Source organism: Phreatobacter aquiterrae (assembly GCF_053471285.1).
On the sequence record NZ_JBJPHW010000010.1, the window covers coordinates 75,521 to 102,236 of the forward strand.

Consider the following 26,716-nt stretch of genomic DNA (forward strand, 5'->3'; position numbering starts at 1 on the left):
TCAGCATGTCGTCATTGCAGGGGTTTGCCGGTCGTGGCGGCCAGGATTGCCGCCTCGCGCCGCTTCTTCACTTCGTCGAAGAGCCATTCGGCTTCCTCGAACCACTCGGCGAACTCGTCGAGGTCGAGCCCCGAGAGTTCGCTGGGTGACCAGTGGAAGGCGTTGGCAAGCTGGATCGCCTTAGATCGCCAGACGGTCAGGCCGCCTGCGCGGCGAAAAAACCGTCAACCCAGGCGATCATGGCGCGGCAGTCCTGCAGCGGCGCCTCGTCGAGGACGTCGACCGGGACCTCCGCCAGATTGGCGATGACGTCGAAGTAGCCTGCAGTCGAGCCGCGCGCCTCGCTGACCGTGGTCAGGGTGCGAAGATCGCGCCCTTTCGGCTTGCGAAGTCGCAGTTCGGTGTAGGTTCCGCTCTTGACGGTCACCGCCTCGGAAAAGGTGAACGTCTTGCGGTCGCCGTCGCTCTGGGGTTCCATGATCTCTCCTTGGGCTGCGTTGGTCGTGGGTGGTCTGGCCCGGCCTTAGAGGCCGAGGCTGGAGCGTTTCGCCGAGGCGAGATCCTGGCCGCCGACGACATGGATCATGTCGCGCGCAGCGAGCTCGATCAGGACCTGATCGTCGAGGACGTGCTTGTAGTAGGAGAGCGCGAAGGTGAAGACCTTCTCGTTCTTCTTGCCGGGGGCGATGGTGTCCTGGGCGATGCCCTTGATGAAGCCGCGCATGTGGACGATGCAGGACTTGGCGGTGCCGGTGGACGAGATGACGTGACCGCGGAAGGTCAGCGGCGTGCCCTCGATGTTCGAGTGCATCCCGAACAGCGAATAGACCTGCGGGTCCCACTGGGACAGCGTGATCTCCGCTTCGAGCTTCTCCATGCCGAGGTCGATCTCGACGGGGAATTCCATGCCGCCGCCGCGATACTCGTCGGTCTTCTTCATCAGGGCGGGGAGTTTGACGGTCTCGGCGTCGCCGAGCTTGCCGACACCGTCGAGGAAGACGGTGAAGTCGCGGAGGATGTTGTCGAGCATAGCGGCCTCGGGAAAGTGAGAAGGGCCGCAGCCGGCGAAGGCTACGGCCCAGGAGGGGGTTCAGGGATGGAGGCCAGCGGTTACTGCTGGATCAGCGTCGCCTGCCGGATCGCGTTCTCGACCATCTCGGTGTAGTAGCCGGCGTTGCGGCGAGCCCTGAAGATCAGGTGCTCCAGGCCAGCCGGCGGCTCGATGTCGAAGTCGATCGTGAGCTTGCCCTGCATCAGTTCGGCCGGCGTGTTGACGGCCCGGTCGAGCCACGCGCGGCCGCCGAGGATCGCGCCATACTGCTTCAGGAGGCGCAGGTAGGCGTTGACGCTCTCCTCGATCTCCAGGATCAGGTTGACCGAGATCGGGCGGTCGACGGCCCACTTGAGCGTCTTCTCGATGCTCTCATAGACCATGTCGGCGGTGCGGCGGACCGAGTAGAAGCGCCACTTCGGATCGGAGGTGGCGGAGCGCATGCCCATCAGGCGGTAGCCCTCGTCATGGACGACGACGGAGACTCCCATCTCGTTGAGCAGCTGGCCCTCGAGGTTCGGATCGTAGAACGACCAGTCGATGGGGCGGCCGACGCCGACGATGCCGGGGAGCGTCTGGTTGGAGAAGGCCCACCAGAAGCCGCGCTTCTGATCCATGACCGCCTGGCCACCGGCCCAGCGGGCGGAGGCGGGTTTCAGGACGGCCGCGTCGACCTGCGTGTCCCAGACCATGCAGCCGCCGTCGATGATGTGGAGGCGCATGTCGGACCAGTCGTTGCGGTAGGCAACGGCGGCCTCGTAGGTCGTGCCCGGACCGTCGGCGCCCACGATGGCGCGGATCTGCGGCGCGAGCGACAGAAGCTCGGCGACGACAGGGTTGCCGACGGCACCCGTCACCGCGGTCGCGGCAGCGTTGAGGCCGACGCCCGTGATCGCGACGGTCGGCGCGCTGGTGTAGCCATAGCCCCGCTTGGTGAGGACGATGCCGGCAAGCGTGCCGTCGGTGTTGACGATGGCCTTGGCCGCAGCGCCAGAGCCGCCGCCGCCCGTCAGGGTCACGACGGTCGAGGCGGAGACGTAGCCGGTGCCGGGGGTGTTGAGGGTGATCGAGGCGATGCCGTTCGTCGGGCGCTGGGAGGTGTAGCCGGGGGCGACGAGCAGCTTCGGCGTCAGGCCGAATTTCGCCTGTGCCTTACGGAAGGCCCAGACGCCGGTCTTCAGCGCCGAGTTGCCGATGATCGCCGAGAAGGCGGTATCGACCGACACGCCGGGATCGACGCGGACGACGATGACGGTGCAGGAGCCGTTGTCGAAGATGGCGTCCAGGCCGTCGGGAAGGGTTCCGGTGAGGCCGAGCGCCGCAGCGGCGGACGGCGTGCCGGGGATCAGGACCGGCTCGTTGAGGGGGAAGAGATCGACGTCGGCGTCGGGAGCCGTGCCGATGATACCGATGACGGCCGAGCGGACGGTTTCGATGGGGCGCAGGCCGTCGTCAAGTTCGACGGTCTCGATGCCGTGGAGATACTGGAGCGTCATCGTGGGGTGCCTCGTTGAGCGGGCGGAAAGAAAGAGCCCGGCGCGATGGCCGGGCTCGGAGAGGGCGTTGGTGGGGTTCGGGCGTCAGAGAGACCGGGCAAAGGCCCAGAAGGCGTTGACCTCCGCGCCGGACCAAGGCGTAGGCATGGCCCCCGCGATCGCTGCGACCATAGGATGCGACCGCTCGAATTGCTTCGCGCCAGAGAGAAGCATTTCGGCGTTGTAGCGGGTGTCCTCATCAGGGATCGCGTCAACGATCGCCTGCAGCGAGGCCGGCAGGTCGCCCACCTTCACCGCTGCCAGCGCTTCCGCCCTCGTGATGATGGAGTAGGGCGGGAGCGAAAGCGCCTGGTAGAACTGCCTGTCGCTGATGTCGGGGAAGACCGGAGCGGGCGGCTCCGGCTCCGGCGGGGGCGAGAAGGTCTCGCCGTCATAGGTGTAGCCGGGGCCGACATCGGCGGGCGCCTCGACGGCAGTGAACCCATCCGGCACGACATAGCCGACCGGGAGTTCGCCGTTCGCGAGGGCCGCCGCGACCGCCTCAGCCGTCGTGATGGTCTCGACCTCGACGACGTTGTCGACGAGGCCGTTCTTGATGAGGGCGTAGCGCATGGGGTCCCCTTACGAGCGAATGACGGTGACGCGAACTTCGCCGCGAGCGCCGGCCCCGCCGGTGGTATTCCAGCCGCCGCCGCCGCCGCCGCCGGGGGCGTTGCCCGCTGCGGGGGCAGCGCCGCTACTCGCGGAGCCGGAGCCACCAGCGCCACCGTGCATAGAGACACCGCCGAGACGGATGGTGGCATTCGACGCATTGGTGCCACCCCCACCGCCGCCGTAGATGACCGGGGGCGCGGCGGTTGCGGCGGAACCCCCGCCGCCGCCGAAGAAGATGTTTTGGAGTGGCGTCTCGTGGCCGTTGCCAATGGTGGCGATGTTCGTGCCACCGTAGCGGTCGATTGCTCCGTAGGCAGTGACGTATGAGCCGAAGGTGGTAGTGCCGCCGTTCGTCGCACCGCCGAAGCTGGCCCTGCCAGCCCCGCCCGCGCCAATGGTGACGGAGACGGTTCCGGGTAGGTCCGCAGCCCGCATATCGCGACGCGTGTATGCGCCGCCACCGCCGCCGGGGCCATTGCCGTCGCCGCCGGTCATGCCGCCGCCGCCGCCCGCACCCCATGCCTCGATAACGACGATCTCGTTTCCGGTGAGCCCGGCCGGTTTCGTCCACGTCCCCGAGGCGGTGAACGCCTGATAGTCAGGCCCGCCCGCGACAAGGCCGTCGAGCTTGGTCTTGTCGGCGGCCGACAGGAAGCCGGCGACGGAGGTCGTGGCCGCCGCGTGCGTGTGCCCGGTCAGGGCATAGCGTGTGTCGCCCCACGCCACGTCGAAGGACAGGGTCCGGGAGGCTGCGAGGGAGCCGCCGCCGGACAGGCCGGTGCCGGCGCTGATCGAGGTCGCGGGCAGAGCGGCGAACTGCGTAATCGCATCCTTGGTCCGCACCGGCGTCATCGCCGTCGTATCGTCCGTGCCAGCCTGCGCCTGCGCCAGGCTGGATTTGGTCACCGTGAGGGTGAGATCGGCGGAGAGCGACCCGCCGCCGCTGACGAGGCCCCCGCCGCTGACCGTGCGGGTTGCGGCGACGAACGAAGCGGTCGCCTGCGTCGCCATCGTGCCGAGGCCGAGATTGGTCCGCGCCGCCGCCGCGTCCGCCAGGCCAACGAAGGCAAGGCCGAATGCGGTCAACGCTGAGCTGTTCAGCTTGTTGCCGAGAGCGGCCGTGATGGACGAGGCGTAGCTGGCGTTGTTGTCGATCGCCGCTGCCAGTTCGGCCAGTGTGTCGAGCGCACCGGGAGCGGCGCCGACGAGGGCGTTGAAGCGAGCGTCAACGGCTGCCTTGAACCCAGCCGGATGGATCGCGAGCGTCGTGCTAGTACCGGTGATCGTCTCGGCCGCCGTAGCGAGCTCGACGATGCCGGAAGCCGTCTCCGAGGAGGCGCCGGGGGCCGGGGCCAGAGCGATGATCGCGTCCTTGACCCGGACCGGGGTCATGGCGGTGGTGTCATCGACGCCAGCGATCGCCTGAGCGTTCGACGACTTGGTGACGGTGATGGTGCGGCTGGCGGAGATGTCGCCGCCGCCCGACGCAAGGCCCCCGCCGACGACCGTGACGGCCTTGTCGGCCTTCAGGGCGATGGCGGTGCCGATGGCATCGAGAACGGCCTGGACGGTCGCCCCAGTGAGACCTGCGGGTGCAGTCGCATCGACCATGGCTGCGGTGTAGTCGCTCGTCACGGGATTGACGCCGCCGACACGCCCGTTGAACGAGGTGACGGAGGTGTCCGACGCGGCAACGAGGGAGCGCCAGACCACAGGGCCGACGCTCGACACGTAGTCGATGTAGGTCGTGGCCGGCGGGCCGACGACTTCCTTGAAATACCAGTCGCTCACCTGGAGCGCGCCGCCGTCGAGGCGGAGCGTCGGCGGGGTGGTCGAGGGATGGGCGCCGAGGAACCCGGTCATGTAGGCGAAGGCGAGGTTCTTGGCGGCCTCGGTCGCGGCCTGCGCGATCTGGGCCTGATTGCGAGCGTCGTCGGCCGTCTCGGCATCGTTCTCGGCGGAGTTCTTGGAGGCGAGCGCGGCGGCGGCGGAGGCAGCGGCCTCGTCCTTGCGGAGAAGGGCCTGACCGGCAGCAGTCTCGGCGTCGACCTTGTAGGCATAGACGTCGGCGATGGCGGCCGCGTTGTCGGTGGCGCTCGCTGCCGTGATCGTCCAGCCGGTATGAAAGCCGGAGCCCTCGAAGCGGTCGATGGTGACGGTGAGGTCGCCAGACTGCGGATCGTAGGCGTTCAGGACGCCCAGCATCGCCTGGCTCGGGTCGCCGGTCTTGATGACGGCGAGGTAGGCGGACGGGGCGAACTGAAGGCGGAGGGCCTCGGAGACGACGAAGGTCTTCTGGCCGTCGCCGGTCTCGATGTTGCTCGCCGACTGGGTGGTGAGGATCGCGCCAAGCGAGGCGTAATCGGTCAGCTTGGAGGTGATCGGCTGCATGATCTCGTCAAGGCGAGCGAGGCCCGCCGTGACGAATTTTGCCTTCTCGATGTCGAAGCCGACGGCCTTCTCCTCGACCGCAGCCGTCCGCAGATCGAGGTCGCGGAGGATGGGATTGAAGCGCTCGGCGTTGGCTTCGTCGCCATCCTTGAGCCGATACTTCTCGAAGCGCGAAGCCATGGCCGTTCCTCAGAGTTGGGGGTGTCAGGAGACGTCGGGGACGAGCGCCGAGGTCTCGACGGCCTTGCCAAGGGCATCCTTGACGTGGGCTTTGACCGTGTAGGTCTTGCCCGGCCGGAAGTAAGTGTTCGCCGCCTGGGTGACCTTGTTGACGGTCACCTCGAAGAACACGTCGGGGGTCGCCGTGGCGGGTGCCACGGCGCTGGGCTTCTTGGTCATGTGCGGGGTTCCTTAGAAGGCGACGTCGACGCGGCTGGAGACGAGATAGGTGTCGAGCGCCGTGGTGGTGCCGCCCGTCTGCTTGATCTTGAACGTCGTCTGGGGAGCCGCGAGGTTGAAGGTGTATTCCCGGATGATCGCGTCCGGGTCCTCCGTCGGCGTCGTGTCGGTGACGTCCGCCGTCTCGACCGTCGCGAAGCCGGCACCGCAGAGCAGCACCATGGCGTGCGTGTGGTGGCCGGCGTCCCAGTTCTCGAGCCGGGTCTTCACCTTGACCTGACTGGTGGGCGCGGGAAGCGTCCGGGCAGTCGAGACGTGGACGAAGTCGGTCCGGGGACGGTGCAGAAGGATTCGGGAACCCGAAATCTGGATGCCGGGCGCGACGTCAGAGGTGCCGATGAAGATGGCACGGAACTGAAGCAGCGGCGGCAGCCCGACGAGCTTGGCCGGGGTGATGGCGTCGAGCGTCTCCCAGGTTCCACCGGAAGCCTGCACCTCGAAGAACGCCTGGCACGAGGACGGGATGACCATGCCCGCCATGATGTCGATGGCCGCCATGCCGCCGCTCAGGGTGAGCGGCTGGAGGGCAACCACGGTGCGGACGCGCTCGAAGCGGGCGAATTCCACCGAGAAGACGAGATCCTTGGTGAAGTCGCCCTCGAACCATGCCCCGTCGGTCGAATAGAACAGGGTGCCCTGAGCGTAGGCGCCGCCGGATGCGACCGCGACATAGTGGTCGGCGGTCGTGATGAGGACGACACCATAGCGCGAGCCGGCCGAGAGGAAGGTCGGGGGCAGCGGGAACAGCGTGGTTCCATCGCCCGGATAGACCTTCAGGTCGGCGCGGGGCAGCGTCACCTGAGCGACGACCTTGTCGAGCGCCGGAGCGCCGCGATAGGTCTCGCAGAGGGCGAGCGTGACCGACCCGGAGCCGGCAAGGCGGGTGAAGCCGACGCGGATGCCCGTGCACCAGCCGTCCTGCGAGTTGAGGAAGGTCTGCGCGCCCGTCTGGCCGTTGATGGCCGTGGTGGTCGTCAGGACGTCCCAGTAGGGCTCTTCGTAGCTGTCGTCCCAGAACTGCTGCAGCCTGATCCACGAGTGACCGCCACGAAGCTCCTCGGGGTTGAGGATCGTGAAGGTCTCGCCGGCTTTGGTGAAGACGTTCGACACCGGGTCGATCTGACCCTGGGTCCAGTAATTCCGGTTGTTGGTGCAGACCGAGTAGGTCTGGCCGTAGCGGATGCGGCGGCGCGACATGGTCTTCTGGACGAGGGTCTGCGTCTGGAACTGATACTGGGAAAGCCGAAGCTCGCCGGCATATTCCGTGACGTTGATCCGCGCAGCCGAGGTGAAGGCCGGGAGCAGGATGCCGTTGCGGACCGCATGGGCGGGGTCGAGCGGGTTATAGACCGCGATCTGGGTGTCGGACGCGCCGGCATCGGAGAAGCGGATGCCCTCCTCGACCTTCGCCAGGTAGTCGAGGTTCGCGACGTCGCTCTCGCCGGGGTTGAGGTAGAAGTCGGCGGCGTAGGAGGCGGCGGTGTCCGGGATGCCGGCGAGATCCTTCAGCCGGGCCACGTCCGAGGCGATCTCGATCAGGGCGCGGTTGCTGGACGTGCCGCGAACGCGGTTGTTCAGGGCGGAGATGTCCGACGCGATCGTCTGGATGCGCGGCTCGGCCGACGCCTGGAACGCCTCCAGCATGGAGACGCGGTTGTCGACCGCGGTGAGGCGCGGGATGCGGTTCGCGGCGATCATGGTGATGCCGTTGTCGGCGATGCCGACCGGCGTCAGGAGGATGTCGCAGACGGCGAGATACTGGGAGCCGATGGGCGCCCGCTGCGGATCGGCGCTCTCGATGCCCGAGATGATGCCGACGTTGGCGATCCGGTTGGTCTGCATCGCGACGGACGACGGCTGGGTCGTCCGGGTGTCGATGTCGATCAGGTAGGAGCGCGGCTGCACGTCCACATCGGCGACGCCGGTCCAGACGATGACGGTGACGATCTTGCTGGCGGCCGCCGGCAGTTCGTCGAAGAGGCTCTTCGGCACGACGACGTCCGAGGAATACATCTCGCCGTTCGAGTAGAGCCGGCCGATGGCGACGTTGATGGCCGTCGCGGTCTCCGAGGTGACCTCGAACCCGGCAAACCGCTTCTCAACAGCAATGGTGTCGCCGACGAGACGGTCGAACGTCTCGGCAGTGAAATCCTGGATGTTGTTGTGGTCTGCGGCCTGCTGCTCCTGCCGGTTGCGGAATTTGACCTTCTTGAGCATCGCTCTAGCCTCTGACGGGTTGGCCAAGTCGGAAGGCACCGATGAAGATGTCGCCGCCGAGAAGCGGAGGACGGTCAACGGTGGTGTCGACGAGGATGGTTTCGTGAGCGGCCTTCGCTGCCATGACGGCATCCAGCACGCGGTCGAGTTGGGTGGTCGGGGTCTCGACGAAGAAGCCCCAGACGAAGTCGTCGGAAGCCCAGGGCGACCGGACGCCGTTGACGGCTATGGCGAGTTCGGCGGTGTGCGCGTCGATACCGAAGCGCTCCGTCCCCATGAACGAGATGGCCACCCGGTTCAGGACGTCGCGGCGCGCGTCGTGAAGGCGGATGCTGGTGTAGAGGAAGAGGGAGGCGCGGCTTTCGACGAAGTGGAAGCCGTCGGCGAAGGTGCCGGAGAAGACGCCGTCGGGGACGACGCCGGTCTCATGCACGTATTCGGGGATCAGCGGCACCGGGAACATGCTGTCACGGGCGGCGGTCATCCCGTCGCTCTCGTCCAGCGCCGAGGCGCCGAGCGAGACGGTGACAAGGCGGGCCTCCTGGAAGGGCTCGCAGAAGTAGAGCGTCCAGAGGGGCCCGGCGTCGAGGAACGAGCCCCCTGCCCCGTCGCCGGGGATCAGGAACCGTTCCGCACCGGAGACGAGGTTGCCGACGTCGTCGCGCACGGTCTCGATGACCAGCGGGGTGATCTCGCCGAGATCGCGAAGCTCTGCGCGCCGCCCCATCAGCTGGGGCGCCTCGCTCTCGACGTAGAAGGACGGGATGAGCCCGCCGGCATCGACGTCGAAGGAGGAGATGCTGCCCTCCAGAGGGCCGGAGAAGGTGCTCATCCGGTCCACGGAGGCGTCGGCGTGCGACCTGATCCTGATTTCCGGCAGGCGGCGCATGAAGTCGCGGCGCTCTTCGGCAGTCAGGGACGCCGACAGGTAGGACTTGGCCGGCGGCACGATGGCGCGGGCAACCTCGCCGCCAGCCAGCGCGGCATAGCGGCGGATGCCTTCGAGCGTGCCCTTGATGCCGTGCATCTCCAGGCTGGCGGCCGCGACGGACCGCTTTTTCTCGATGGGCCAGTCGTCATACCAGACGTCGACCGACAGGGCCCATGCCAGGAACGGCAGGACTTCGGCCGGGCAGAGCATGGGATTCCAGAGCGTCTCCAGCGGAACGTCGATCTGGTGGAAGAAGTGAGCGGCGAGAGAGGCGCGCTCGAACGGGGTTGCGTTGCGAGGGAGCGCCCCAGTCGCCTCCTCGACGAGCCGGGTAAGCTCGCCGGGAGACATCAGGGCGGTCATTGCGCGATCTCCGACGTCAGGGTGACGGTGCCGAGGCGAGCGAGGCCGTCAGGGCCGGGCTCGAAGTCGGAGGCGGGGGACTGGAGGACGACGCTGTCGATGCCGGCGACGCTGAGGGCGGCGATGATGCCGCTGATGGGGATCGCCTTGCCGACGCGGAAGCGCCGGGCTGCGTAGGCTCGCAGGGCCGCCTCGGCATTGGTGCGGAGCACCTGAGCATCAGGGCCGCGCAGCACCTTCAGGGAGGCCGTGACGTTGTAGGGCTTGATGGTGGCGGCGCGGGCCGTCACTGCGACGGTCAGGGGCCGGATGTCGTCGCGCATGAGGCGCAGACGGACGTTCTCGACCACGGTGGGCGATGCCTCGCCGCTCTCGCCGGCCTGGACGATGACGTCCACCTGTCCCGGCGTCGGCACGATGAGGCCGACAAAGGTGACGGTCGGATCGGCCGTGAAGGCATGGAACATATAGCCGCCGCGCGTGCCGGCGCAGGACAGCGCCTCGGGGGCCAGCTGGACGCGCAGGCGCAGGCGCTCGTCGTCCTCCATGACCGCGGCTTCGGTGAGCGTTGCCGGGGTCACCACCTGCCGGCCCACCTTGTAGAGAGCGGCGAGGTGGTCGAGGTTGTCGCCCATGGCGAAGGCCAGCATGACCTCGCGAGCGGCGTCGTTGACGCGCCCTCGGTCGAGCAGGCGCATGTAGGAGAACGCCTGGCTCATGATGGCGACCGGATCGGTCTCCAGCGCCGTGACGTCGTAGGAGAAGCCCACCTTGACGGCCGCCTCGACGAAGGCGGTCAGGTATTCGCTGTTGAGGCGCTCGAAGTCGAGCGGCTCGATCACGTCCGGGGGCACAAGCTGAGACAGGTCGACGGAGTCGAAGCGGTTCATGGCGGGTGCCTCACACCGAGAGATCAGAGGAAGTCTCGAAGGAGGTCGTCCGATCTCCGAGGTGGCCGTAGGGGTAGTAGATGCCTTCGATCTGGAGCGTCGCGCGGCCGTCCCCCGAGAGGGCCAGCATGTTGACGCGCTTCAGGACGAAGCCCGGCTCCCAGAGCCGCAGGGCTCGAGCCATGGCCGTGTAGAACATGACGAGCGTCGCCTCGTTGCCGGGGCGGTCGAGCAGGTTCGGCACGGTCGAGCCGAAGGAGAGCCGCATCAGGCGCTCCTTCAGCCTCGTGGTGAGGATGACTTCGATGCACTGGACGACGTGGGGCCAGCCGGTCAGAACCTTGCCGGTCCGGCGGTCAATCCCGGTCCGAACGTCGCTTGCCACCCCCGGCTTCCGCTGCGTCGTCATGGGTCACCGCCGGTTTGATGAGGTCCACGGAGCCGTCGAGCAGGAGATACTGCGCGGCGGCGTCGGTGAGGGAGACGGGATCGCCCGCGTGGAAGAAGGTCGTGCCGATCCAGCGATCGACGAGGACGAGGTAGTCGCGCTTGGGCATGTGAGCTCCTTGAGCGTCAGTTGGGCTCGCCGGAATTTCCGCCGCCGGGCTCGACGTTCTTGTGGGTGTGGGTCTTGCCGACGTTCTGGCCGTCATGGGCCATCTGGCCGCCGGTCTGCTTGAAGCCGTTGGCCCCGAACTCGAACGTCGTGCCGCCGCTCTTGACGGTCAGGGTGCCGTTGAGGAGCGAGACACGGGCGTTCCCGACGCTGGCCAGCACAACCTCATTCGGGTTGGAGGACGGCGCCTTGTTCTGCTTGTTGTAGGAGCCGGGCATCAGAAGCCCCTGCCCCGGCTCGCCGGATGGCGAGAACATCACCGCCTCCTGGCCGACGCGCGGGGCGGTCCAGGTGCGGTTGTGGCCGTTGCCGGGCTCCTGCCAGTCGAGCCAGTCGGTCGAGCGGACCGAGGCGTCGGAGAAGCGGGCCTGAGCGCGCTGGGGGTTGACCTCGGAGATCTTGCCGATGCGGATCATGCCGTGGAGGCGGCGATCCATCTCTTCCATGCGGTGGAGGATGTCGACGAAGGGGTTGTCGGACATTGCGGCCTCGCATGGCTCAGGGTTCGGGGTGTTCCTCGACCACGGTCAGGGCGACGTCCTCGGGGAACATCGCGTTCGTCCAGCCGCCGACGGCGGCCTCGGCGGCGCCGAAGTCGGTTCCAAGCTCGATGAAGACGTCCCAGGACAGCCCGATCACGCCGAGGCCGTCCGAGATGGTGTCGTCGTTCATCATGTTGTCGACGTCGAAGCCGGTCACGGGCGACACGGGCTCGAAGGCGAAGCGGTTCATGCCGGCGAGCTTGGTCACCGAGATGGCGAGTTCCCAGGCCGCGACTTCCGCCGGCAGCTTGGGTCCAAGGTCGCGGACGATGCAGAGGACGCCGAGCTTCAGCTTGCCCCAGATCATCCCCCGGCTGTCGGCCTTCGTCTCGGTGATGCCGATGGCGCAGACGAGGATCGCGGGGGCGTCGGTGGAGAGGTTCTTGATGTCGGCCGGCGTGACCTTGCCCGCGGTCGTCTTGACCGTGCGGACCAGAGGCAGCGCGTCCTTGATCGTGTCGCGGACCTGATTTCGGTAGAGGATGACAGAGTTCATGCCGCCATCCTCCGAGCGATCCAGGCGTCGCAGATGCGACAGAGTTCGTCGACATTGGCCTCGTTCAGCCCCAGCGAGGGGCGAGCGGCCATCTTGCGGGTGCCGGTGTGGTGGTAGCCGTAGTAGTCGACCATGATGCGGACCTGGGCGGAGGTGCCCGAGATCGACGCTTTCACGGAGCCGGCCATCTTTCCGGTCTTGACCATGAGCGGCCACGAGTAGGAGCGGGTTCGGGCAGGCCAGGCGGCCCCGTCCGGGGAGGTCTTGGTCGAGATGATGCGTTCGCGCGTCTGGCGAACGACCGCCCTCGCCATGGAGCGCATGAGGTCATAACGCTGGTCTGACGAGAGGCTGGTCAGGCCGTTGAGGGCGCGATAGATCGCCTCCATGCCGGAGAACTTGACGCCGAACAGCCCGGCCATGTCAGTTCGCCCGGCGCGTCTTCAGGGAGCCGAAGGCATTGATGCCCGTGCCCGGCGAGTTGCCGCCTGCGATCACGTTGCCCTCGCCGTCGACCGTTGCCACGGTGGAGGCGATGCCGAGACCGGCTTTGCCGTCGGCGATGCGGAGCAGCATCTTCAGGGCGTCGTCGTAGCGGACGCGCATTTCGTCGGTGCGCCGCGAGTAGCCGAAGGCGACATGGTAGATCGCCATGTCGACGTTGAGCTTCCGCAGGATCGGCGGCACCGGATGGATCGGGATCGGGTAGCGGCCGGACAGATGCGTGTCGATCTCGGCGGCGGCCTCGGAAAGCGCCCGCTCGATGGCGGGGGTGTTCACCGCCTCGGTGATCTCGTCCCAAGCGATCTTATCGACGAGTTCCTGCGTGTAGAGCGAGACGATGTCGGCTGCCGTCGCATAGGGCATGGGACGGCTCCGCGGTCAGGCCGCGCTGGGCGGCGTCGAGGGAATGGGCTGGTCCGAGCGCAGGATGGTGGCCTCACCGTCCTCTGGGACCATGGCGACCACGATGGCGCAGCACTCGCCTCGGTAGGCGGCGGTCCAGGCTTGATCGAGGACGGCGCGCATGGCGGCGAGGTTCTGGACGGCGGGCGGCGCGGGCAGGCCCGCATCCGAAGATGCGAGCCTCTGGCGGGTCTTGAAGTCGATGACGTCTGCCATGGCGCGCTTACGCCGCCGGGGCAGCGTCCTTCTTCGCGGGAGCGGGTTCCGGGGCCTTGACACCCTTCGCCGAGGCGGCGGGGGCGGGAACCTCGGGAGCGAGGGGATCGACCGGGGCGGCGGCGGGCGGGTTCTGGATGCGCTCCAGCACGTCCTCGGCCTCGAGGAGCGCCATCTGGACGGCCTCCCGGTCCGGGTGGCCCTCGGCGAGCGAGGCGAGTTCGAGGGTCAGCGAGCGGACACGGCCGAAGGCGCCAAGCTGGGCCTCCTGGCTGCGGCTCTGGATCGCCGAGATGTCCTTCAGCTTCGCCTGCAGTTCCTTCGCCCGCCAGCCGGACGGGTTGACGAATTCGGTTTCGGCCATGGGCCTCTGTCTCCTTGTGGGGATGGTCGGCGGAGCCCGAAGGCCCCGCCGGTTCATCAGGCGATCTTGTGCTTGAACGCGACGGCGCGGACGAGCTTCGGATCATAGACGCGGGTCCAGTTGGTCCCGACGGCGAGTTCGGTGTTCGACGGCGTCGAGAGGGCCGGGGTGCCGATCCACTTCACGCCGCGAACGTGGAACGAGAAGCGCTCGCGGGTGATGACGTAGTCGCGGCCGCCGTTCTTCAGCGGGTCACGGCCCACCTCGACGGCGTTCTCGCGGCCCTTCTGGGCGTAGGCGATCGCGCCCTGGCCGAAGAGGTAGCTCGTATAGACGGTCGAGACCTTCGGGAGGCTGTCGTCCACGACGACGCGCTTGCCCTGGTAGAACGGGATGGGCAGGCCGCCGAGCGAGGGCATGATGTAGTCGATCAGGTCGGCCTTCTTCATGGCCTTCTCGGTGTCCGAGTGGACAGCGATGCCGGTCAGGAGGCGGGAGTGATCGCCGAGCGCGTGGGTCGCGTCGATGAAGGCGGAGGCGCCGAAGTTCTCGGCACCGCCGGTCAGGGCGGAGATGTCGAACACGTTGGCCGACATGGAGGCCGCGCCGAAGATGCCCGTGAGGGTCTTCAGGAGGACCTTCTGGCGCTCGCCGGCCCAGTATTTGCCGATGCGGGAGCCGATGGCGCTGGCCGGGTCGGCACCGGAAAGCTCGGCGGACAGCTGGGTGGCACCGAAGGCGTCGTCGCGCATCAGCGCCGGAGCCACGTCGAGGCCGGTGGTGATGCCCTTGACCGCGATGTCGGCGGTGTCGTCGGACACGTTGGAGTCACCGGACAGGTCGTTGAAGAACGGCACCTTCACGGTGACGCCCCAGTCCTCGATCTCGTCGGAGACGTCGGCGGCGACGCCGGACTCCAGGAACGCATCGAGACGGGTGGTCTCGGCGATCATGTAGGGGCGGAAGATCTCGGGGACGATGACGTCGGAGAGGCGGGTCTCGGTCATGGTGTTCTCTCAGTCAGAAATGAAAGCCCGCCACGGCGCTCTGGCCGGGCGGGCTTGGTTGGGGAGGAAGGTCGCTGACCGAGAGGCGTCGATCAGACGCCGGCCTGGGCCTTCATTGCTTCGTACATGGTGGGATCGGAGCGCTTCAGCTTGCTCTGTTCGGTCAGGTTGAAGCTCTCCTTCAGGAAGGGGTTCTTGCCGCCCAGCGCGCCACCGGCGGCGGGGAGCTTGGCACCGGAGCCGGAAGCTCCAGATGCGCGGAACGCGACGCCGAAGTCCGGGTCGGCCTTCATGGAAACGACCAGATCGTCGATGGTCATGGGCATGACCTTGCCCTCCTTGACGACGACGTCGGGGACGCCGGCCTTGGAGAGAACGGCGATGCCGAACTTGCCGTCGGTCTCGGTCACCTTGATCCTCGGACGGAGGGCCGGGGTGAGGAGCGAGCCGATGCCGTTGTGCTTGGCGACGGCGGTGGTCAGTTCGTTGTCGACGAGGAGCGCCTCGATCTGCCCGCGGTAGGCGCCGATGGTCCCGTCGCGCGCCGAAAGCTCGACGGCGTGGGTCTCGGCGAGCTTCAGCGTGGCAGCCTCGATCTTGGCAGCGGCGAGCTTGCCGGCCTCGGTCTCGGGGTCGAGCTTCTCCAGCGCCTCCAGCCTCTTCAGCTTCTCCGCGATCGTCGAGGGCTGCAGCTTCAGACCAGCGAAGCCGGCCGAGGCCGACTTGACGGTCGTCAGTTCGTCCTGCGTCTTGGCGAGCGTGCTCTTGAGACCGCCGATGTGCTCCAGAGCCCAGTCGCCGACGGCCTCGACGTCGAGGACGAACTTGTCCTTGAAGTCGCCTTCGGTGACCTGACGATAGAGCGGTCGCTGCGGTTCGGGCACGCTGTCGAGAGCGTCGAGGATTGCTTTCAGGGCCATGAGGGTTTTCGGGATTGCGGGGCGTCGCCCCTGAAGGCCGGAGATGCGCCCGGCGCGCGATCCATCGGATCAGTGGAGGCCGCTTTAGGCTCGGCGAGCCGCCCTCGAAGCCGACGTCTCGCGCCGGAGAGGGCTATTGAACGGGAAGCCCCGCTCAAGATGCTGGATGCCGAGGCGGACGGTCATCGACCAGACCGCTTCGGCGGAACGAATGAGGAAGGCGCCCACGGAGCCTGCGACGATGAACAGGTCCATGACGGCGTCCTTCCGGGAGATGAAGAGGTGGCGACGGGCGGCCGGGTGCGCGGGCTTGGGGAAGCTCGGGCCTATCGACCGGCGGGCGTATCGCGCATTCGCCCGTCGCCGGGACGCGGACCCAGTGGGCCGGCATCCCACGCCAGGCACCGAGGAGGGGCGGTGCCGGCGATCAGGAATGGAGTTGTTCGGGCGTCTCGACCGTGAAGTCGACGTCGGCGAGAGTGAACTGCAGCGTCACGACGCCGCCGGCCGGGTTGGCCTGGACGGAGATCATCTGGCAGCCGGTGATCTCCTCCCCGTTCACGGTGGGGACGAGCAGGCCGTTATCGGTTCGCACGAGTGTCAGGATCACGGCGCTTCCCTCCAGGGATGTCGATTTGGACGATGGCGAGGCCCGCCCCTTCGTGGGGCATCCCGAAGCGCCGGTAGAGCGCGGCGCTGCGGTGGTCGGGGAACCGGGTGATGAGCGAAGGCGCGCTCGTCCACATGGCGAGCTTCGGAGCCGTCAGCGACGCGCTGCGGCCCATGAAGGCCGTGGCACCGCCGAGGGGATGAGCGCCCGAAAGCGCAAACGACATCTGCGCCATGGCCGGGTCCTCACGGGAGAATGGAGCGGATCGCCGGGATCGAACCGACATCTCTTGCCTGGACAGCAAGCGCTCTACCGTTGAGCTATCTCCGCGAAAGGGTCCGAGGGTCGATGCGCCGGCCTAGCAGCGCTACCTATCCCCCTGCTCCAGCGGCGTGAGCTACACTGGCGGGGCTCGGAAAGTCGTCCAGCGCCGGTCGAAGGCGAGGACGTTCGGCACACGACGTTGCCCCGTGGGGGCGAATTCAGGTGGTTGGGGAAGGCCGACGCGCCATGTGCCGACCGTAGCTGCACAATAGCCGCAAGGCCGCCCTGTCTGAAGACCTATCGGTGCCGGTTACAGACGTTACAGCTGTGACGGGGTGCGGCGACGTTCGACCATTTTGCGGCAGGGCTTGCAGCGGAATTCGTCGAAGGCGACCCCGTCGATCACGCGCCGGGTGACGGTGACGACTGGCGGAAAGTCGAGGCGAAGCTCCTCGCAGCGGTCGCAGAGCGTGAAAAGCTCGCCGTCCATCTCCGCCGTGTCATGCGTGGTCGGGGGCGTCAGGGGAAAGGCGAGGACGTCACCCATGGGAGCGTCGCGGCCGCCGAAGTCGATCTGTCGCCATGCGAGCCTCCATCGGGGGCGACCGTAGGCGATGCGAATCGGTCGAACAAGGCCGCGCCGGTCGAATTCCGGCGCGGCTGGGGTTGGCCCTCGCGTATGCGCGTGGCGCGTGGCGCGCTACGCACGAGGGATCAGGCGGCGGCGGGGAGCTTCCCCGGCACCGGCTCGTTCTGGTTGGCGGGGAGCGCGGCTGCCAGCTTGGCCTTCGCAGCAGCCTCCGCCTCGGCGAGCTTGATAGCCCGTTCGGTGGCGGCCGCTTCGTTGGCGCTCATGCGCTCCGCCTCGACCTTGGGGTCGAACTGCGGGCCGAGCACGTTGCGGCGGCGCCACTCGTCCCAGAGCGTCTCGTTCGAGATTTTGCCTTCCTTCGCGGCGTTGAGCAGGGTCTCGACCTCACCGTTCGCGTCGGAGATGCCGAAGTCGGTGTTGATGGAGACCTTCGCCGTGGTGGTGGTCTTCAGCCATTTGGCGGCGATCTGGAAGCAGCGGGTCAGCGCCTTGGCGAGGTCGTTGGCCCAGGCTTCGGCGGTGGCATGGGCGCGGGCGGCGTTCACCGCCTCGCCGGTAGCCGTCACGTTGCCCGTCTGCCTCACGAGGGGCTGCTTGCCGAGCTTGGCCATCTGGCGCTCCAGGTCGAGGACATGCGCCTGCAGCTTCTCGATGGAGGTGCCTTCCGGCTCGACGAACTTCCACCCGCTGGTCGAGGACGAGGAGCCATGGAGAGGCGGGGCGAAGAGGACGATGCCAGGGCCGACCACGACCGACTGCTCGACGACGGTGCCGTCGGTAAGGGTCTTCGGTCCGGGCGGGGTGACGCCGTTGCCGGACAGCATGGGGAAGCCGGCCAGCAGCAGGATGTTCTTCAGGCTGGACGACTGCTCGTAGTGCTCGATCTGGAGGTGGGCGAGCGCGATCAGCGGCGCGACGTAGCGGCCGTTGATGATCTTGCCCGTGACGAAGGGCTCGAAGGGGATCTCGTCGATGCTCAGGCTACCGTGCTCGGTGATGACCCAGGAGCCGTTCAGGACCCGCTCGAAGACCTGATATTCCGGTCGTGCCATGCTGGCGTCGTGGGTATAGGAGCGCACCCGGACAAGGGGCTGCTCGCGGAAGCCGTTGCGCCGGACGTCGCGCTGGCGGAACCGCAGGTGGGACACGACGCGCTTGCCGCCCCGCTGCTCGGTGAAGCAGGCCAGGATGTCCTCGGCGGGGATGTCGAGGAAGGTCGGGCGGGCGCCGGCCGCGCGCTCATCGGCGAGGGTCGCCCCTTCGGCAATCGTCGGGTAGTCGACGAAGATGCCGGCAAGGCCGAGGCCGACGCCTTCCTCGAACACGTCCTTGGCGAACGAGTGCAGGGAGCGGCCGGCCCCGTCGATGTCCTCGGCCATCTGCTTGATCTGCGGGGTCTCGTCGTCCTTCACCTCGACCTGCTTGGTGAACGGCTTGGAGGTGATGCCCTCCAGCGAGTCCGAGAAGTGCCCGATGAAGGGAGCGGTGCGGACGCGCTGGTCGTAGTCCTTCTGATCCTCGGAGGGGAACTTGGGGAGATAGGTCGTCCCCCTCGCCCGGACCTGCCGCGCGCCGCCGAGGATGTCGCGGATCATCTGCCACTCGTAGGCGGAGGACAGGGCCAGGGTGGACAGGGTTTCAGGGGATGCGTTCGGCATCTGCGACAGGGGGTTGACCGCCGACGTCGTCGTCGTGGTCTTGCCCTGCGTCGGGAGGGTCTTGGTCGGGGCTCGGGCCATCAGTTGCGCCTTTGTTGTCCGGTGAGCGAGCCAGAGAAGCCCGCCATGAGGGTGTTGAAGGCGTCCGCGGTCGCATCGACCTGATCGTCGTGCGATGCCGTCGGAAACCCGATGAATTCGTCGATGAAGGCGTCATTCCAGTGCCCAGCCACGAGCCGGACGTTCCCGGCCTCGCATTGGGCAGCGAAGGGGTCGGACCGGACGTCCTTCGATCCGGTGGGCTGGATGATCTGGAAGGTGTAGCCGGCGAGCGCCCGTGCGAAGTCGAGCACCTGGAACTTGCCGGCCTGTCCGGGGTCCTGCGGCAGGGTGATGGTGGTGCCCGCCGGATCGACGCCGGCCATGCTCTTCAGCGCGACGCGGACCTCGTGAGGGTTGGCCCGGAAGCGATGGACATGCTCGACGTAGAAGTAGCCGTCGATGCCCTGCGCCATCTTGACGCCAGCGGTCCAGTCGGGGTCGGACTTCGCGGCTTCGGTTCCGGCCAAGTCCCATGAGCGGACGCGCTTGACGACGCCGAGCGGCATGGAGGGCACGATGGGGAACATCGAGCGGGAGAACTTGCCGCCCTCACGCGGGGCCGGTCGCTGCTGAAGCTGGCCAGCGGCGGCGTAGGAGCCCAACGTGACGAAGAGCGGGGACAGCACCTTCTGGGGGAAGCGACTGGCCCACAGCACCTCCCCTGGCTCACGGCGGTCCGCCCAGACCTCATCGGTGCCTTTGCGGAGCACCGTGGTCTTCATGCCGACCGGATGATCGGGTTCGGCGAGGGCCGGGAGGCAGACCGCGGTGAAGCGGTTCTCCTCGGTCAGGTCGACCAGCGTCGCGCCGAGTTCCTTGGCGAGGATGTGGCCGACCAGATCGCGCTCGTGGATGCGCTGCATGATGACGATGAAGGCGCCGGTCTCGGGATCGTTGAGACGGGTGGGCAGCGCCTCGTCCCATGTCCGCAGGACTTCCTCGCGCACGGCGGAGCTTTCGCCCTCTCGGACGTTGTGGGGGTCGTCGATGACGATGATGTCGCCGCCGTGCCCGGTGATGCGGCCGCCCATGGACGAGGACCAGCGGTGACCGCCATGCGTGTTCTCGTAGTAGGTCTTCTGGTTCTGGTCGGTGCGGAGCGTCACCCGGTCGCCCCAGCGGTCCTGATACCAGTCGCTTTCGAGGAGCAGCCGGCACTTGACGCTGTCGCGGGTCGTCAGGGTGCTGTCGTAGGAGAGCGACATGAACTTGGTGCCCGGCCCGCGCCAGGTGCCAGGCCGGATCGGCAGGCCGTGGCCGGTCTTGTCCGGGTCGGGGTTCTGAGCCCAGGTGTAGGCTGGCATGAAGACGTTGCCGCCGAGGCTCTTCATGTGCCGGGGCGGGATGTTGAAGATGACGCGCTTGATCTGGCGGTCGAGCACGGCCTCGAGATGCTCGTTGATGCAGTCGATGTGCCAGTTCCACGAGATCGACGCGGGCTCGCCGGCATGTCTCCAGCCCTGACGGGTGAAGGAGGACAGGCTGTGCTCGGCCTCGGCACGCTCAGCCTGCCACTGGAGCGCCGCCTCCATCCGGTCCAGCCTCGCGGGCAGCCTCGATACGGGTGCGGACATTCTGCTTGACCTTCTCGGCGGCGATCAACGCTTCCAGTTCTGCCGGCTCCATGGCCCGCAGTTCGGCGTCGGTGAATTCGGGGGTGCTGTCGCGGTGTTCGATGGGGCCGCCGTCCTTGCCGACCGTCTCGGTCCGCTTGACGTAGCCTCGGGCCTTGCCGAGGGCCTCCAGGAAGAAGTGCAGCGACCGCTCTTTCTTCTGGTTGATGGCGAGGTCGATGAGGACGGCTTCGGCGGCGTCCAGATGGACCTCGCGCACCTCGGTCAGGGCCTCGGCCACCTCGGGGAACTGGTCCCGGTAGTTGTAGAGGGTGCCCCTGGAGATGTTCAGGGCCTTGGCGACCTCGGAGATGATGCCGCCCTTCAGGTTGATGGCCTCGATCACGCGCTCGGGGGTGAGCTTGTGGTGGACGAAGCGATCCCGGTAGGCGGTGGACCCCGGTTCGAGACCGTGGGCGCTGGTGGCCGCCGGAGCGGCTTCAGGCGGCGACTGGTTGGGCATCGGCCCGTTCCTTTTCGAGTTGGTCGAGGCGTTCGGTGGCGAGTTCCGCCATGACGAGGATGGCCAGCGCGCTGTTCATCACGGCCAGCTGGTGCTTGACGCGGACGATGGCGTCGAAGATGCCCTCGAACGACTGGATGTGGGCGAAGTGTGTGGGCGGCAGCGGCTTGGTCTCGGCGGACTTCGCGAGCTTGACGCACATCTGCTCGAAGGCTGCGACGTCCTCGGGCAGGAACTGGATGGTGAGGGTCTCGTAGCGCAGGGCCGCCGCACCGAAGGCGCCGACGTCGATCTTGGCCATGGCGGCGATGACCGAGTCCGTCAGGCCGGAGAACTTCTTCGCGCTCAGGTCGAGGGAGGCGTAGAGCTCGGCGAGGACCGTGGGGTTGTCGTTGCCGGAGATGGCGTTGTGCGACAGCTGGATCGCCACCTTGCGCTCTTCGTCGAGCGGGGTGGTGATGCAGAGGACTTCGATCAGGGGCAGGTCCGCCTCGATCGCCGCCTCGGTGCGGTGATGGCCGGAGAGGATCTCCAGCGACCCGTCCGGCTCCAGGCACACCGTCACGGTCCCGGTCAGCTTGCCGTCAACGCGCACGTTGGCGACCAGCCGCTTGAACTGGGCGGGCTCCATGAAGCGGGCGTTGACCTCACGCCGCTTCAGCGACCTCGGGTCCACCGTCCTGATCTCGGTTTCGATAGGCAGCCACGGCTTTTTTTCCATCGCGCTTCCACCACCATTGATAGGTGGCCTCCAGAGGTTCCGCCCGGACCGGGCTGTAGTAGTTGAGGAGAAACTTGCCCTCGGGCGCGTTGACCTCGGTGCGTTTGCCGATCTCGTAGGAGCCCCGGTATTTCATCGAGACGGGGTGATCGGAGAAGGCCGTCGTCATGACCTTGGTGTATCGGTCGAGCCAGCGGCGCTCCATTTCGCTCGTCACGGCGATGTTCGTCGCGAGGCGGGCGATCAGCTTGGCGACGCGCCCTGCCCGCGTCGTCGAGAAGTCGCTCATCAGATAGACCTCGTTCTTCGCCCCGTATTTCGAGAGGGAGAAGACCATGGCGCCCGCGAGCATCCCGTCGAGATAGACGAGCGCGTTCCACATGCCGGGCGCATGGATGATCGACTTCTTGAGGAAGACGTTCTTCAGGAAGGTGACCTTCGCGCCGTCACAGGGGACGATGGCGACCTTGGTGCTCTCGGTCAGGGCCCCGACGTCGAGCGCCTTGTAGGGGAAGGGCTGGCCGACCGGCGTCTTGTGGTCGAAGGCGGTCTCGGTCGAGCCGGCGAAGGCATAGACCGGCTTGGCCCGGCCCGACTGGAACTCGGCGACCGCGGATCGGCCTTCGAGCAGCTGGTCGGTGAGGATGCACCACGGAACGCCGCTCTCCTGGATGCGGTCGACGATGGCCGGCAGGTCTTTCGGATCGAAGACCCGATAGCCAGGCGCTTCCCAGCCGGTGTTTGCGGCGATCCAGACGAATTGCTTCTCGAAGCCGCCCTTGTAGGTCGGCGGATAGGTGACGATGCCGGCGCCCCGCGCGATGGCCGCGTCAACATGGTCGAGCCAGTCGACGGGCGAGAAGGAGGCCAGCGGCATCTCCTGGGTGGCGATCTCGAGATCGGCCGCCGTCTTCTCGACGAAGCTGGCGAAGTGCGTCCGGTAGTGCGCGGCGTGGCTTTCCTTGTAGCGGTTGGGCTTGCCCATGACGTAGCCGCCGAGGTCGAGGGCGACCATGAGGGCTGCGACGCGCTCCACGGGCCGCTGGAGCCCCATGTCTTCGATGAAGGCCAGATCACCCGTGAAGGTGAAGGTCTCCGGCTTGCCTAGCGCCAGCCCCGCGAGCGCACAGGAGAGCAGGGAGACGTCGTTGGAGTGGATCGACAGGCCCGGCCACTTCGACAGCAGCGCCCGCTCGATGCGGAACGTCCCCGAGCAGGCGACGAAGACCTCCGGCCAAGCCGAGAAGTCGATGATGCGAGCGATCTGCTGGAGTGATCCAGCGGGCACCGCGCCCTGAAAGCCCTTCGCATACATGGCAGCCCCCTCGGAATGGCCGTTTTCAACCGGCGGTAGGTATTGACCCCCTATTTCGGGGGCTTCAGGCGGACAGGCCAACCTGAGATTGCGTTATTTTCCCGATCCAGGGTCGCCGTCAGCGGTCGCCGGGGGCCTCGAAGCCGCCAGACGGGCGAGGAAGGCGTCGATGGTCTCCCTCGCCTGCACACGTTGAGCAGCTGTCAGCCCGGCAAGGGCCTTGGCGAGGCAGGCAGGCTGCCGATCCGCATCGGCCGAGGCCAGAAGATCGCGGAAAGCCGCCAGTTTCCTCTCCGCACACAGGGGGACAGGCAGAACGCCCCCGCGTGGCATGGCCGCACCGATCCGCATCCCCTTGCCCTCCCCAGCGATGAGCCAGCCCGCGCTCGTGAGCACGTAGCCGCCCGTGAATGCCCAAGGCGTTGACTTCGCCGAAATGGTTCCTGCTGCGATCAGCGCGCCCTCGTGTTTGCCTAAGTCTTTGAGATTGCGCGTCTTTTCTTTGTGATCGGGTATTTTTCCCTTGTTCTTCTGCGACAATCGGATATTATGTCTGGAACGGCAAGGAGAATGCGCCCACAGGCTCACCCCGCGCCGGACCTCTCGGGGTCTCGTCCGTCTTCGCTCGGTGGGTCATCGGGCTCCTGGACAGGACGACACCCTTTCCCCGGCGGCCCGGCCTCCAGGCTCCCGCCTCTTCTCTGGCCTTCCTCGGAGCCTTCCGTGCTGGTTCGTCCCCTTCTTGCTCTCGCCTTCTCCGGGTTGGTCCTGTTCTCGCCTGCCGGCGCCTCTGACGCGCCCCGTGACGCGATCCTCGCCGATCTGCGCTCCCGTGTGGCTCAGGCGAACGTCGCGCTGTCTGGGGCGGAGACCTGCGGCACCGACGCGGCCTGTCAGGCTCTCCTGCGCTCCTACGGGCTGGACCCCGTCTATTTCGAGATGGGCGAGGAGGAGATGGGCGAGGCGTGCGAGCGGGACGACGACCGGACCGCCTGCGACTGGCTCGACGCGATCTTCCTGCCCCCCGGTGTCGGTGAGGCCCGCCAGCGCCATCAGGACGCCTGCCGCGCCACCCCGGACCACGACGACTGCGCTGCCTTCCGCCGCGACTGACGCCCTCCCCTGTCCCTCCCATCAGGAGCTACCCCATGGCCCTCGACGTCCTCACGCAGATCGCGCACCTCCAGTCCGAGATGAGCCGCGCCGGCCTGATCCTCGCGAACGACGCGCAGGTGATGCGCTCCGACGCCGACAAGACCCGGCTCGGCCGCGAGTTCATGGCCCTGTCCCCCGCCTTCGCCAAGCTGGCGGCGACCGTCTGCCAACTGCTCGCCGCGCTCAACACCGCCCAGGCATCGGCATCCGGCTCTCCCCTCTCGGAGATCGAAGCTGCTCAGGCCCGCGCCGCCGGCATCGGCCACTGACCGGACCGCCGATAGAGCCCCGGCTAAGCTGTTGCGATTGCTGCATTATTTTCGGAAATCGGGAATTTTTCCCTTGTCTCCGACGCCAAACCCGATAGTATGAATTCAAGGCCAACGAAGAGCCCTCACCTGACCACCGGAGCCCACCCCATGATGAAGCGCCTCTCCCTCTCAGTAGTCGTCCCGAACGCGGACCAGCCGCGGAAGTTCTTCGATGCCAAGGAGATCAGCGACCTCGCCGACTCCATCGCAGCGAACGGCCTGCAGCAGCCGATCACGGTCCGCCCCCTGCCCGCCGGCAACTTCGAGATCGTCATGGGCGAGCGCCGCTTCCGGGCTCACCAGCTTCTGGAGAAGACCGGCCGCCTGCCGGCTGGCTCGATCCTCGCTCACGTCCGCCGGATGGACGACCAGCAGCGCGACATCGAAGCGATCGTCGAGAACATGCAGCGCAAGGACATCACGCCCCTGGAGGAGGCTCGCGCCTTCCAGCGGATGATCTGCGGCGGCATGACCGTCGAGGAGCTCGCCACCCGCGTCGGTCGCCACACCCACCGGATCGAGGAGCGCACGCGCCTCCTGAACCTCGAAGCCTCGCTCATGACCCTCTACGAAGGCGGCCAGCTGTCGCAGGAAGCGGCCAGCGAGATTTCCCGCCTGACCAACCCGGCGATGCAGACGAAGATCGCCCGGCTCATCAATTCCGGCCAGATCGTCGGCTTCAAGTCGATCCGCTCGGCAGTCGATGCCGCCCTCGGCCTCGTCGACCAGCAGGCGCTCTTCGGCGACATGCCCGACGCCCCGTTGGAGAAGGACGTCGCCACCGTGACCGGCATGGAGAAGCGGGTCGACGTCATCATCGGCATGGTCAATCAGGGCTGGAAGGACGGCGAGTGCGTCATTGCCACCAAGGTCGACGCCAACCGCGCCCGGCTCATGGCCGACAAGCTGGAGACCATTCAGAAGATGTTGCGGATCATGACCCGCGACCTCCGCTCCGTCGCCGCGCAGGGCGACATCCTCCTTCAGGCTGCCGAGTAAGCTCGCCTCACCTCACAGCCTGCACTCGGCGTCCCGTGTCTCCCCAGCGCACGGGGCGCCGCTTTCCCTTCCCCACCGAGTTCCCGCGTTCCCTTCCCCCCGGCCTGGAGGCCCCACATGACGGCTAAAATCGTGACAAGCTGGTGGTATGGCAAATTGCCGCCCGACCATCTGAAGATCGGCATCTCGCGAGGAACGCCGCGCGGGATGGCCGCCGGCTATCGCCTGTTCAAGATCCTCGCGCCCGGCGTCTGGTTCAACTCGGTCCCGGCCGACGAGTATCGCAAGCGCTACTTCGACGAGACGCTCGGCCCCCTCGACCCGGCGAAGACCGTCTCGGACATCGAGGGGATGGCCCAGGGTCGGACCGCGGTGCTCGTCTGTTACGAGAGCCCGCTGAAGCCGGAGGAATGGTGTCATCGCGGCTACGTCTCGGCGTGGCTCCACGACAAGCTCGGCCTCGAGGTCCCCGAACTGGGGCACGAGGCGCAGGGGTTCGGCTGGAGCCATCCGAAGCTGCCGGCATCCCACCGCCAGGCGGGCGCACCGGGCGCGTTCGACCTGACGCCGTTCCTCGGCAAGGCGCTGCGCGACCCGCAGGGCCGGGACTGGCTGGTGACCGAGCCCGACCGCGCGGACCCCTCGCAGATCGTGATCGAGTGCGGCCCCTTGCGGAAGACCGTCGACCAGAAGGTGATCCTCGCCCGGTTCGCGCCGGCCTGATCCACCTCCCCCGCGCCGGCAAATTGGCCCGTCCCTCAACCAGGGGCGGGCTTTTCTGTGCGCTTTTTTCCCGATCTAGAGCGTTATCTTGTTGCAAATGTTGATGTTTTTCCCTATTGTGAAGCATCAACCAAGGCAACAGGAGCAGCCCCAATGACCACCGTGACCCTCACCACCCACGATGTCCGCCACATTGCCAGCGGCAGGGTATACACCGGGGTCGTGGCGCTCGGCGCCTATACGGCCCGCGCCAACCTCGCCGCCAAGCTGCACGGCAAGGCCAAGTTCATCAGCTTCGTGAAGGACTACGAGACGATCGCCACCTATGACGGCGGCGTCCTGCGCGTCGCCTGAACCCAGACGGGGCGCGAATGCCCCGTCCCCTCGACCCTCCAGCGGAGACGATCATGGGCAAGCCCGTCGAATACGAGTTCACCCTGCCGGACGGCTCGAAGCGATACGAGATCGTCTGCGAGCGCAGCGACGTCTGGGCCTTCGAGAAGATGCACAAGGCGGTCTCCTCGCGCCCCCTGAAGCCCTGATCCCAGCCCTCCCCTTCTGCCAGGCATCGAGCCCGCTTCCCGCCCCGGAAGCGGGCTTTTTCTTTGTTTTTTTCCCGATTTTGCGCGCTATTTTGTTGCCATATCTGATATTTTTCCCTATGTTCAATC

36 protein-coding genes and 1 tRNA gene are annotated in these 26,716 nt (G+C 67.1%); 6 read left to right on the plus strand and 31 right to left on the minus strand.

Translation table 11 applies throughout. The features are described from left to right. Positions 1-11: 11 nt before the first annotated feature. From ACJ4V0_RS15540 to ACJ4V0_RS15690, 31 genes are all read right to left on the minus strand, one after another. Complete coding sequence (locus ACJ4V0_RS15540; RefSeq protein ID WP_448300664.1) at positions 12-200, minus strand: GpE family phage tail protein; 189 nt, start codon at positions 198-200, stop codon at positions 12-14. Further along, a complete protein-coding gene (locus ACJ4V0_RS15545; protein ID WP_448300504.1) occupies positions 197-478 on the minus strand; it encodes a phage tail assembly protein in 282 nt (93 codons plus the stop codon). The genes ACJ4V0_RS15540 and ACJ4V0_RS15545 overlap by 4 nt, the downstream gene beginning before the upstream one ends. A 45-nt stretch (positions 479-523) precedes the next feature. After that, the gene (locus ACJ4V0_RS15550; RefSeq protein WP_448300505.1) at positions 524-1,030 is read right to left on the minus strand and encodes a phage major tail tube protein; all 507 of its coding nucleotides are present in this window, start codon (positions 1,028-1,030) and stop codon (positions 524-526) included. An 80-nt stretch (positions 1,031-1,110) separates the two neighbouring features. Next, complete coding sequence (locus tag ACJ4V0_RS15555) at positions 1,111-2,547, minus strand: phage tail sheath C-terminal domain-containing protein (RefSeq protein ID WP_448300506.1); 1,437 nt, start codon at positions 2,545-2,547, stop codon at positions 1,111-1,113. An 84-nt stretch (positions 2,548-2,631) separates the two neighbouring features. Continuing rightward, entirely contained in the window at positions 2,632-3,159 is a 528-nt protein-coding gene (locus ACJ4V0_RS15560) for a hypothetical protein (RefSeq protein ID WP_448300507.1), read from the minus strand. Positions 3,160-3,168: 9 nt separating this feature from the next. Then, complete coding sequence (locus tag ACJ4V0_RS15565) at positions 3,169-5,772, minus strand: glycine-rich domain-containing protein (RefSeq protein ID WP_448300508.1); 2,604 nt, start codon at positions 5,770-5,772, stop codon at positions 3,169-3,171. 24 nt (positions 5,773-5,796) lie between these two features. After that, positions 5,797-5,991, minus strand: a complete 195-nt coding sequence (locus tag ACJ4V0_RS15570; RefSeq protein WP_448300509.1) for a hypothetical protein — start codon at positions 5,989-5,991, stop codon at positions 5,797-5,799. 12 nt (positions 5,992-6,003) lie between these two features. Continuing rightward, positions 6,004-8,268 carry a hypothetical protein gene (locus ACJ4V0_RS15575; RefSeq protein WP_448300510.1) on the minus strand — a complete coding sequence of 755 codons (2,265 nt, stop codon included), beginning with the start codon at positions 8,266-8,268 and terminating at the stop codon, positions 6,004-6,006. Between the two features lie 4 nt (positions 8,269-8,272). After that, entirely contained in the window at positions 8,273-9,562 is a 1,290-nt protein-coding gene (locus ACJ4V0_RS15580) for a phage tail protein I (protein ID WP_448300511.1), read from the minus strand. Then, positions 9,559-10,452: a baseplate assembly protein gene (locus ACJ4V0_RS15585; protein WP_448300512.1), complete on the minus strand. Its 894-nt coding sequence runs from the start codon at positions 10,450-10,452 to the stop codon at positions 9,559-9,561. Before ACJ4V0_RS15585 ends, ACJ4V0_RS15580 begins: the two co-directional genes overlap by 4 nt. A gap of 10 nt (positions 10,453-10,462) precedes the next feature. Beyond that, positions 10,463-10,837 carry a GPW/gp25 family protein gene (locus ACJ4V0_RS15590; RefSeq protein WP_448300513.1) on the minus strand — a complete coding sequence of 125 codons (375 nt, stop codon included), beginning with the start codon at positions 10,835-10,837 and terminating at the stop codon, positions 10,463-10,465. Continuing rightward, positions 10,809-11,009 (minus strand): hypothetical protein, encoded by a 201-nt coding sequence (locus ACJ4V0_RS15595; RefSeq protein WP_448300514.1) that lies wholly within the window; start codon positions 11,007-11,009, stop codon positions 10,809-10,811. Before ACJ4V0_RS15595 ends, ACJ4V0_RS15590 begins: the two co-directional genes overlap by 29 nt. 16 nt (positions 11,010-11,025) lie before the next feature. Beyond that, positions 11,026-11,550: a phage baseplate assembly protein V gene (locus ACJ4V0_RS15600; protein WP_448300515.1), complete on the minus strand. Its 525-nt coding sequence runs from the start codon at positions 11,548-11,550 to the stop codon at positions 11,026-11,028. Between the two features lie 16 nt (positions 11,551-11,566). Next, positions 11,567-12,106 carry a hypothetical protein gene (locus tag ACJ4V0_RS15605; RefSeq protein WP_448300516.1) on the minus strand — a complete coding sequence of 180 codons (540 nt, stop codon included), beginning with the start codon at positions 12,104-12,106 and terminating at the stop codon, positions 11,567-11,569. Next, the gene (locus ACJ4V0_RS15610) at positions 12,103-12,528 is read right to left on the minus strand and encodes a phage virion morphogenesis family protein (protein ID WP_448300517.1); all 426 of its coding nucleotides are present in this window, start codon (positions 12,526-12,528) and stop codon (positions 12,103-12,105) included. The genes ACJ4V0_RS15605 and ACJ4V0_RS15610 overlap by 4 nt, the downstream gene beginning before the upstream one ends. A gap of 1 nt (position 12,529) precedes the next feature. Then, positions 12,530-12,973, minus strand: coding sequence for a phage protein Gp36 family protein (locus ACJ4V0_RS15615; protein ID WP_448300518.1), 444 nt, complete (start codon positions 12,971-12,973; stop codon positions 12,530-12,532). Positions 12,974-12,988: 15 nt separating this feature from the next. After that, on the minus strand, positions 12,989-13,228 hold the full coding sequence (locus tag ACJ4V0_RS15620) for a hypothetical protein (RefSeq protein WP_448300519.1): 240 nt from the start codon (positions 13,226-13,228) through the stop codon (positions 12,989-12,991). Between the two features lie 7 nt (positions 13,229-13,235). Continuing rightward, complete coding sequence (locus tag ACJ4V0_RS15625) at positions 13,236-13,592, minus strand: hypothetical protein (RefSeq protein WP_448300520.1); 357 nt, start codon at positions 13,590-13,592, stop codon at positions 13,236-13,238. 56 nt (positions 13,593-13,648) lie between these two features. Beyond that, on the minus strand, positions 13,649-14,599 hold the full coding sequence (locus ACJ4V0_RS15630) for a major capsid protein (protein ID WP_448300521.1): 951 nt from the start codon (positions 14,597-14,599) through the stop codon (positions 13,649-13,651). A gap of 92 nt (positions 14,600-14,691) precedes the next feature. Beyond that, positions 14,692-15,519: a hypothetical protein gene (locus ACJ4V0_RS15635; RefSeq protein WP_448300522.1), complete on the minus strand. Its 828-nt coding sequence runs from the start codon at positions 15,517-15,519 to the stop codon at positions 14,692-14,694. Positions 15,520-15,603: 84 nt separating this feature from the next. Further along, on the minus strand, positions 15,604-15,774 hold the full coding sequence (locus ACJ4V0_RS15640; protein ID WP_448300523.1) for a hypothetical protein: 171 nt from the start codon (positions 15,772-15,774) through the stop codon (positions 15,604-15,606). Positions 15,775-15,946: 172 nt separating this feature from the next. Further along, positions 15,947-16,129, minus strand: a complete 183-nt coding sequence (locus tag ACJ4V0_RS15645) for a hypothetical protein (RefSeq protein WP_448300524.1) — start codon at positions 16,127-16,129, stop codon at positions 15,947-15,949. Continuing rightward, positions 16,101-16,364 carry a hypothetical protein gene (locus tag ACJ4V0_RS15650; protein WP_448300525.1) on the minus strand — a complete coding sequence of 88 codons (264 nt, stop codon included), beginning with the start codon at positions 16,362-16,364 and terminating at the stop codon, positions 16,101-16,103. The genes ACJ4V0_RS15645 and ACJ4V0_RS15650 overlap by 29 nt, the downstream gene beginning before the upstream one ends. A gap of 21 nt (positions 16,365-16,385) precedes the next feature. Continuing rightward, positions 16,386-16,459: transfer RNA gene (locus ACJ4V0_RS15655), tRNA-Gly, on the minus strand. A gap of 253 nt (positions 16,460-16,712) precedes the next feature. After that, complete coding sequence (locus ACJ4V0_RS15660) at positions 16,713-16,940, minus strand: hypothetical protein (protein WP_448300526.1); 228 nt, start codon at positions 16,938-16,940, stop codon at positions 16,713-16,715. 167 nt (positions 16,941-17,107) lie between these two features. After that, positions 17,108-18,724: a DUF4055 domain-containing protein gene (locus ACJ4V0_RS15665; protein WP_448300527.1), complete on the minus strand. Its 1,617-nt coding sequence runs from the start codon at positions 18,722-18,724 to the stop codon at positions 17,108-17,110. Beyond that, positions 18,724-20,319, minus strand: coding sequence for a phage terminase large subunit (gene terL / locus ACJ4V0_RS15670; RefSeq protein ID WP_448300528.1), 1,596 nt, complete (start codon positions 20,317-20,319; stop codon positions 18,724-18,726). The genes ACJ4V0_RS15665 and terL overlap by 1 nt, the downstream gene beginning before the upstream one ends. After that, the gene (locus ACJ4V0_RS15675) at positions 20,249-20,821 is read right to left on the minus strand and encodes a hypothetical protein (RefSeq protein ID WP_448300529.1); all 573 of its coding nucleotides are present in this window, start codon (positions 20,819-20,821) and stop codon (positions 20,249-20,251) included. The genes terL and ACJ4V0_RS15675 overlap by 71 nt, the downstream gene beginning before the upstream one ends. Further along, positions 20,799-21,497 (minus strand): ParB/RepB/Spo0J family partition protein, encoded by a 699-nt coding sequence (locus ACJ4V0_RS15680; RefSeq protein ID WP_448300530.1) that lies wholly within the window; start codon positions 21,495-21,497, stop codon positions 20,799-20,801. Before ACJ4V0_RS15680 ends, ACJ4V0_RS15675 begins: the two co-directional genes overlap by 23 nt. Beyond that, positions 21,469-22,857, minus strand: a complete 1,389-nt coding sequence (locus tag ACJ4V0_RS15685) for a putative antirestriction adenine methyltransferase (RefSeq protein ID WP_448300531.1) — start codon at positions 22,855-22,857, stop codon at positions 21,469-21,471. Before ACJ4V0_RS15685 ends, ACJ4V0_RS15680 begins: the two co-directional genes overlap by 29 nt. Positions 22,858-22,950: 93 nt before the next feature. Further along, positions 22,951-23,397, minus strand: coding sequence for a hypothetical protein (locus ACJ4V0_RS15690; protein ID WP_448300532.1), 447 nt, complete (start codon positions 23,395-23,397; stop codon positions 22,951-22,953). Positions 23,398-23,580: 183 nt separating this feature from the next. On the opposite strand from ACJ4V0_RS15690, the gene ACJ4V0_RS15695 reads away from it, so the two are divergent. The 6 genes from ACJ4V0_RS15695 (at position 23,581) to ACJ4V0_RS15720 (ending at position 26,587) form a co-directional block, all read left to right on the plus strand. After that, a complete protein-coding gene (locus ACJ4V0_RS15695; RefSeq protein WP_448300533.1) occupies positions 23,581-23,970 on the plus strand; it encodes a hypothetical protein in 390 nt (129 codons plus the stop codon). Positions 23,971-24,005: 35 nt separating this feature from the next. Beyond that, positions 24,006-24,281: a hypothetical protein gene (locus ACJ4V0_RS15700; protein WP_448300534.1), complete on the plus strand. Its 276-nt coding sequence runs from the start codon at positions 24,006-24,008 to the stop codon at positions 24,279-24,281. A gap of 150 nt (positions 24,282-24,431) precedes the next feature. Continuing rightward, entirely contained in the window at positions 24,432-25,322 is an 891-nt protein-coding gene (locus ACJ4V0_RS15705) for a ParB/RepB/Spo0J family partition protein (RefSeq protein WP_448300535.1), read from the plus strand. Positions 25,323-25,439: 117 nt separating this feature from the next. Further along, complete coding sequence (locus ACJ4V0_RS15710) at positions 25,440-26,045, plus strand: DUF488 family protein (protein WP_448300536.1); 606 nt, start codon at positions 25,440-25,442, stop codon at positions 26,043-26,045. A gap of 153 nt (positions 26,046-26,198) precedes the next feature. Then, positions 26,199-26,399, plus strand: a complete 201-nt coding sequence (locus ACJ4V0_RS15715) for a hypothetical protein (protein ID WP_448300537.1) — start codon at positions 26,199-26,201, stop codon at positions 26,397-26,399. Between the two features lie 53 nt (positions 26,400-26,452). Next, positions 26,453-26,587, plus strand: a complete 135-nt coding sequence (locus tag ACJ4V0_RS15720; RefSeq protein ID WP_448300538.1) for a hypothetical protein — start codon at positions 26,453-26,455, stop codon at positions 26,585-26,587. Positions 26,588-26,716 lie beyond the last annotated feature (129 nt).